We start from the raw sequence: 5,907 nt of genomic DNA on the forward strand, positions 1-5,907 counted from the left end.
GAGATGTGTATAAGATGCGGTGCATCGCAAGGCGGAGGGACATCCGCATACCGGATATATGGGGATGTCCCGACAACGCGGCGAGGTGCCGTAGCTGTCGTCGTGCGCCCGCCGGGAAGTGCGGGACAGCCCTTAAGCTGCCTGCATTGGCCAACGCATCACTGTGGGGGGTACAGGGCTGATGAGCCATGCGACGAAGGACTTCCAGCCACTTCAGGCCGACGACCCGCCCGTGGTCGCGGGCTACCGGCTCGCCGCACGCCTGGGCTCCGGTGGCATGGGCCAGGTGTATCTGTCGCACACCCAGGGCGGCCGACCCGTGGCGATCAAGGTCGTCCGGCCGGAGCTGGCCGACGACCCGGACTTCCGGCGGCGGTTCGGCCGGGAGATCAAGGCGGCCCGCCGGGTCCGTGGGGCGTACACCGCCGAGTTGATCGACGCCCTGTACGTACCGGGGCCGTCGCTGACGGAGGCGGTGACCGGGCGCGGTCCGCTGCCGGTGCCCGCGGTGCTGTGGCTGATGGCGGGGGTGGCCGAGGCGTTGCAGGCCATCCACGCCGAGGACATCGTGCACCGGGACCTGAAACCGTCGAACGTGCTCCTGGCCGCCGACGGCCCGCGGGTGATCGACTTCGGTATCGCGCTCGCCGCCGACGGGACCTCGTACACGGCGACGGGGAGCACGATCGGCACGCCCTTCTACATGGCCCCGGAGCAGGCGTCCGGGGGCGAGATCACGGCGGCGACGGACGTCTTCGCGCTCGGCCAGACGGCGGCGTTCGCGGCGCTCGGCAGGCCGCTCTACGGCGACGGTCCGGCCGTCAACGTGCTGTACCGCATCGTGCACTCCGAACCCGACCTGTCCCTGCTGCCCGAGTCGCTGCGCCCGTTGTTCGCCCGGTGCCTGGCAGCCGACCCGGCCGAGCGGGCCACGCCCGCGGAGGTCGTGGAGTGGTGCCGGCGACGGCTGGGCGCGGAGGCGGGCGGGGGGCCTGCCGTGTGGAAGGAGATCACCGGCCCCGAGGCGGCGGTACCGGCGCCGGTGCCCGAGCCGACCCTGACCTACCAGCGGTCGGGGGTGCCCGCGCCCGGCCCGCCGCAGCCGGGGTTCGCGGGGCCGACGCAGACGCCGGAGCAGCGCAAGTCCCGCGAGCGGCGCACCGCCCTGATCGCGACGGCCTGTGTGACGAGTGCCGCGTTGCTGGTGGTGGCACTGACCTGGTCGGTCATGGAGGCGAAGGGCCGGTCCGACGACCGGGCCTCGACCGGCTCCCAGCCGTCCGTGACGGGGCCTCCCACCACGCCCTCGGGCTCCTCCGCCGGCACCGCGGACTCGGCCGACTCGACGGACTCTTCGGGGGCCGAGACCACCGGTGACGGCGCCCTCCCGGCGGACTCCCCCGAAGAGCCGCGGCCGGAGGGGTTCGCCATGGTCCAGCTGGACGCCGAGAACTCCATGAGCCTCAAGCAGACGGACCCGGCGCGCAAGGACAGGAAGGGCGACATCCGCTTCGGTTGCGCGGAGACCGGCTGCGAACTGAAGGGTGACAGCACCGTGTTCACCCCGATCTACCAAGGCAACGGCACCACCCTGGACGAGTGCCGTCACTTCCTCGAAACCGCCGAGAAGGAGGGGTACACCCGCTTGCCGCTGGCCGCGACGGCGGCCGGCACCGAGATCTGCATGCAGAACGCCGAGGGCGACATCGGTCTGTACGTGATCCAGACGAAGTCGACCGCCCTGCCGGAAGTCGCCTTCCTCCTGGGCGACCTGACCGTATGGCGGAACGCGGCACGGTAGGTCATCGGCCCGGGACCGGTACACGACCGCCCACCGGCCCGTGCGGACCCGCGTGGATAGACTCCCCGCATGGCGAGACGTGCGGTGCGGCGGCGAGCTCGGAAGGTCCTGGGCGAGGACCCGGTGGCCGTGGTGTGGTGCGAGGTGGCCAAGCCGATTCCCGTACCGCCCAAGGATGTTCACCGGGCGGCGGGCAACGGCCGGCTGAAGTCGAGGCACCACTGGCTGCTGTACGTCCTGGGCACCCTGTTCTTCTTCGTCGTGGTCCCGATGATGCTGCTCGAAAGGGCGGGCCGGCTGCTGGAGCCGGGACGGAGGTCGGGCCGGTCGCGGACCTCCTCCGCGGCGAGGGGCGCCGGGGCCGCCGCCTCCGCGCGGAGGGATGATCCCGGCGGAGGGGTCTTCGACGGTGACTGGTCGCTGGCCGCAGGGCAGTCGCTGCTGCGCTGGTACGGGCACTCGCCCAGCCCGAAGCGCCTGGTGATGCTGACCCGGGACCGCGTCTGTGTGGCCGCCTCCCCGCGTCGCAGGCTGTCGCCGACCAAGGCCGACGACTTCCGCATCGTCGTGGAGCACCCCTTCTCCGAGGCACGCGCCGAGGGCGAGGCGGGGCAGCCACGCGGTTTCGCCACCTTCCGGCTCCGCTTCGCCGACGGTTCCTGGCTGGAGCTCGGCCGGCTCGCCGAGCCGGACGACGCGGACCACTTCCTCCGCACGATCGGCGGCTGACGGGCCGCCCCGGCGGCCGTGCGTGGGCGGCGACGGGACCGCGCGGCACGGGCCGTGCGGCAAGACATCGGCCGGGGAGGGCGACATGTCGGGGCTCGACTGGGACGACGACAGCGACTACCACGCGGCTGTGGGGTGCACCTGGATCATGGTGGTCGTCGCCTCGGTCTGTTCGTTCGGGGTGATCGCGCTGTGGGTGGTCTCCACCGTGGGGGCGTCGTTCCTCCTCCAGCTCATCGAGGCGATGCAGCGGTGACGACCCGCCGCCACGTCCCTCCCCTCCTCACCCCTCCGTCACGGCCGTCGCCCGCCAGGGCGCGAGCCGCTGCACGTCCCGGGCCGTCTCCGTGACCCCGCGCAGGAACCCCTGCGCGCGCGGCGACGCCGTGTCGCGCAGCCACTCGGGCGCTATGTCGCACACCGCGACCTTCACCCCCGTGCCCGTGAGGGCCAGCGGCAGGGTGTGGACCACCGTGGACGGGAAGCTCAGCACCGTGTGGCCGATCGGGCCCCGGCGGGCGATGAGTTCCAGCGGGAGGTCCGGGCGGACGATCTCCAGGCCGGTGGCGGCCTCCAGGGCGTGGAGCTTCTCGGCGGACTCGCGCCGGTGCGCGAAGTAACGGGTCGCCCCGTGGGCGCGGGCCAGCGTGGCCACCGCCTCCTCGTACGGGACCGGGTCGATGACGCCCGTCTCCACCAGCGAGGTACCGACCAGGTCGGCGCCCTTGGTGAGGGTGGGCGGTCCGAAGCGCTCCCGGGTCCAGGCGAGGGTGTTGGGCGTGACCTCGACGCCCTCGGGGGGCTCGACCGGCATCGCCGTGAACACCTCGACCGTACGGGTCGCGGAGGGGACGAAGCTGCGGCGGGCCGCCGTGGTGACCGGGGCCAGCAGCAGTTCGCGCGGGCCCCGGCCGCCGCGCCGGTGCCAGCGCACCAGGCGTTCGCCCCGGGTCAGCTGGGCGACGAACTCCATGGTGGCCGTGCCGTCGTCCACCACCGTGATCCGGTGGGTACGCACCAGGGACAGCAGCAGGTGCACGTACCGGGAGAAGGGGTCGCCGATGACGACGCGGTCGGCCCTGCGGATCAGCCCGGTCAGCGTGCGCAGGGCCTTGAGAGGCGCGCCGGTCTCCCCGCGCGCCTCCTGCCAGCGGACCGTGGCGCCCTCGTCGCGGGCCAGCTCCGCCATCCTGCGCAGCTGTCCGCGCGACATCGGGTCGACCGGGGGGAGGACGACGACGACCGTGCTGTCGTGTTCTCCCCGGATGTGGGTCCACTCCAGGACGTTCAGGAGCTGGACCGGGCTCTCGACGAAGGCGAGGTTCACCGGTCGGCCCGTCAGACCGCGACCGGCTCGGCGGCCGGCGCGTTCTCGTTCTCGTTCTCGGCGACGACGCCCGTGACCCGGCGGAGCTTCTTCATCGGGCCCAGCTCGGAGGCGTAGACCTTCTTGACGCCGTCGCCGAGGGAGGCCTCGATGGTGCGGATGTCGCGCACCAGGCGCGTCAGGCCCTGCGGCTCGACGGAGGCGGCCTGGTCGGAGCCCCACATGGCGCGGTCCAGGGTGATGTGGCGCTCCACGAAGGTGGCGCCGAGGGCGACGGCGGCCAGTGTGGTCTGCAGGCCCGTCTCGTGTCCGCTGTAGCCGATCGGGACGTTCGGGTACTCCTGCTGGAGGGTGTTGATGACCCGCAGGTTGAGCTCCTCGGCCTTGGCCGGGTACGTGGACGTGGCGTGGCAGAGCAGGATGTTGTCGCTGCCCAGCACCTCGACCGCGTGCCGGATCTGACGGGGCGTGGACATGCCGGTGGAGAGGACGACCGTGCGGCCGGTGGCGCGCAGGGCCCGCAGCAGTTCGTCGTCGGTCAGGGAGGCGGAGGCGACCTTGTGGGCGGGGACGTCGAACTTCTCCAGGAAGGCGACGGCCTCGGTGTCCCACGGGGAGGCGAACCAGTCGATGCCGCGCGCGGCGCAGTGCTCGGAGATGGCGGTGTACTCGGCCTCGCCGAACTCCACGCGGTGGCGGTAGTCGATGTACGTCATCCGGCCCCAGGGGGTGTCGCGCTCGATGTCCCACTGGTCGCGCGGGGTGCAGATCTCCGGGGTGCGCTTCTGGAACTTGACGGCGTCGCAGCCGGCTTCGGCGGCCACGTCGATCAGCGCGAGGGCGTTGTCGAGGTCGCCGTTGTGGTTGATGCCGATCTCGCCCGTGACGTAGACGGGGTGGCCGGGGCCGGCGGTGCGGGTGCCGAAGGTGCGCAGGCGGGAGGTGTTGCTCATGGTGGTGCTTCCTTACTGGGTGGGGACAGCGGGGACAGGGGCCGGTACGGAGCCGGTGAGGGTGGGTCCCAGCAGCCAGGCCGCGATCTCGCGGATGGCGCCGGAACCGCCGGGTGTGGTCGTGACGGCGCGCGCGGCGGCGCGTACCACGTCGTGGGCGCTCGCGACGGCGACGGGCCAGCCCGCCAGTCCGAAGCAGGGCAGGTCGTTGACGTCGTTGCCGACGTAGAGCACGCGCTGCGGGTCGACGGACCGCTCCTCGCACCACTGCTTGAGCGCCAGGTCCTTGCGGTCGACGCCGTGCAGGACGGGGACGCGGAGCTTGTGGGCGCGGGCGGCGACGACCGGGTTCTGCTCGGTGGAGAGGATGAGCAGCGGTACGCCGGCCTTGCGCAGGGCGGCGATACCGAGGCCGTCCCCCCGGTGCACGGCGACGGTCTCGCGGCCGTCGGAGTCGACGAGGACCCGGTCGTCGGTCTGCGTGCCGTCGAAGTCGAGCACGACGGCGTCGACGTCCGCGCGGGTCGGCAGGGGGGCGGGGTCCAGCAGCGGGGCGAGCGCGCGGGCGCGGTCCAGGTCGTGCGGGTCGTCGATCTCCAGCGTCCGCGCCGGGTCGGTCGCCACGAGGGCGGTGTGCCCGAAGAAGCGGTGGCGGTGGGCGCGGAAGCCGGTGACGTCCATGGCGTACGCGGCGCCGGTCTCCAGGAAGTCCTGGGGGCGGTCCTGGCGGCGGGGGCGTACGGCCTTGTCGTGGTTGACGCCGTAGGTGCCGTCCTCGACCGCGCTGCCGTCGCGCCACACGAAGCCGTGGAAGGGGGCGACCGTGACGGCGGTGTCGGCGCCTTCGCGGGCGACGGCGCGGGCGACACCGTCGACGTCCTCACGGCTGAGGAAGGGGCTGGTGCACTGGACGAGGAGGACCACGTCGGCGGTGCGGCCGTGTGCCATCGCCTCGTAGGCGTCCAGGGCGTGGAGGACCGCCGCCTCGCTGGTGGCCGTGTCCCCGGCGATCGCGGCGGGACGGGCCACGCAGTGCAGCCGCGTCTCCTCCCCCACGGCGCCGGCCGCGGCGCGGGCCGCCTCGGCGATCGCCGGGG

Annotated in this window: 6 protein-coding genes; 3 read left to right on the plus strand and 3 right to left on the minus strand. The window is 73.0% G+C overall.

Annotated elements, in window-relative coordinates; all coding sequences use genetic code 11:
• Nucleotides 1–181: 181 nt before the first annotated feature.
• The 3 genes from IH13_RS0111955 to IH13_RS0111965 all read left to right on the plus strand — a co-directional run bounded on the left by IH13_RS0111955 (nucleotide 182) and on the right by IH13_RS0111965 (nucleotide 2,786).
• The gene (locus IH13_RS0111955; protein WP_031083653.1) at nucleotides 182–1,801 is read left to right on the plus strand and encodes a serine/threonine protein kinase; all 1,620 of its coding nucleotides are present in this window, start codon (nucleotides 182–184) and stop codon (nucleotides 1,799–1,801) included.
• Nucleotides 1,802–1,870: 69 nt separating this feature from the next.
• The gene (locus IH13_RS0111960; RefSeq protein WP_031083655.1) at nucleotides 1,871–2,530 is read left to right on the plus strand and encodes a hypothetical protein; all 660 of its coding nucleotides are present in this window, start codon (nucleotides 1,871–1,873) and stop codon (nucleotides 2,528–2,530) included.
• An 85-nt stretch (nucleotides 2,531–2,615) separates the two neighbouring features.
• On the plus strand, nucleotides 2,616–2,786 hold the full coding sequence (locus IH13_RS0111965; protein ID WP_158791139.1) for a hypothetical protein: 171 nt from the start codon (nucleotides 2,616–2,618) through the stop codon (nucleotides 2,784–2,786).
• 27 nt (nucleotides 2,787–2,813) lie between these two features.
• Here IH13_RS0111965 and IH13_RS0111970 read toward each other — a convergent pair whose 3' ends face one another.
• The 3 genes from IH13_RS0111970 to IH13_RS0111980 form a co-directional block, all read right to left on the minus strand.
• Nucleotides 2,814–3,857 carry a hypothetical protein gene (locus tag IH13_RS0111970; RefSeq protein WP_031083658.1) on the minus strand — a complete coding sequence of 348 codons (1,044 nt, stop codon included), beginning with the start codon at nucleotides 3,855–3,857 and terminating at the stop codon, nucleotides 2,814–2,816.
• An 11-nt stretch (nucleotides 3,858–3,868) separates the two neighbouring features.
• On the minus strand, nucleotides 3,869–4,810 hold the full coding sequence (locus tag IH13_RS0111975) for an N-acetylneuraminate synthase family protein (RefSeq protein ID WP_031083659.1): 942 nt from the start codon (nucleotides 4,808–4,810) through the stop codon (nucleotides 3,869–3,871).
• 12 nt (nucleotides 4,811–4,822) lie between these two features.
• On the minus strand, nucleotides 4,823–5,907 hold a 1,085-nt coding region (locus IH13_RS0111980), incomplete at its 5' end, for an HAD hydrolase family protein (RefSeq protein WP_031083660.1).

The sequence above is a fragment of the Streptomyces sp. NRRL WC-3549 genome (genome assembly GCF_000721935.1).
In the GTDB taxonomy this organism is placed as follows: Bacteria; Actinomycetota; Actinomycetes; order Streptomycetales; family Streptomycetaceae; genus Streptomyces.

Excerpts from the sequence above, each read along its gene's own strand:
- IH13_RS0111955 (WP_031083653.1), top strand. The coding sequence starts at position 182 with ATGAGCCATGCGACGAAGGACTTCCAGCCACTTCAGGCCGACGACCCG.
- IH13_RS0111960 (WP_031083655.1), top strand. The coding sequence starts at position 1,871 with ATGGCGAGACGTGCGGTGCGGCGGCGAGCTCGGAAGGTCCTGGGCGAG.
- IH13_RS0111965 (WP_158791139.1), top strand. The coding sequence starts at position 2,616 with ATGTCGGGGCTCGACTGGGACGACGACAGCGACTACCACGCGGCTGTG.
- IH13_RS0111975 (WP_031083659.1), bottom strand. The coding sequence starts at position 4,810 with ATGAGCAACACCTCCCGCCTGCGCACCTTCGGCACCCGCACCGCCGGC.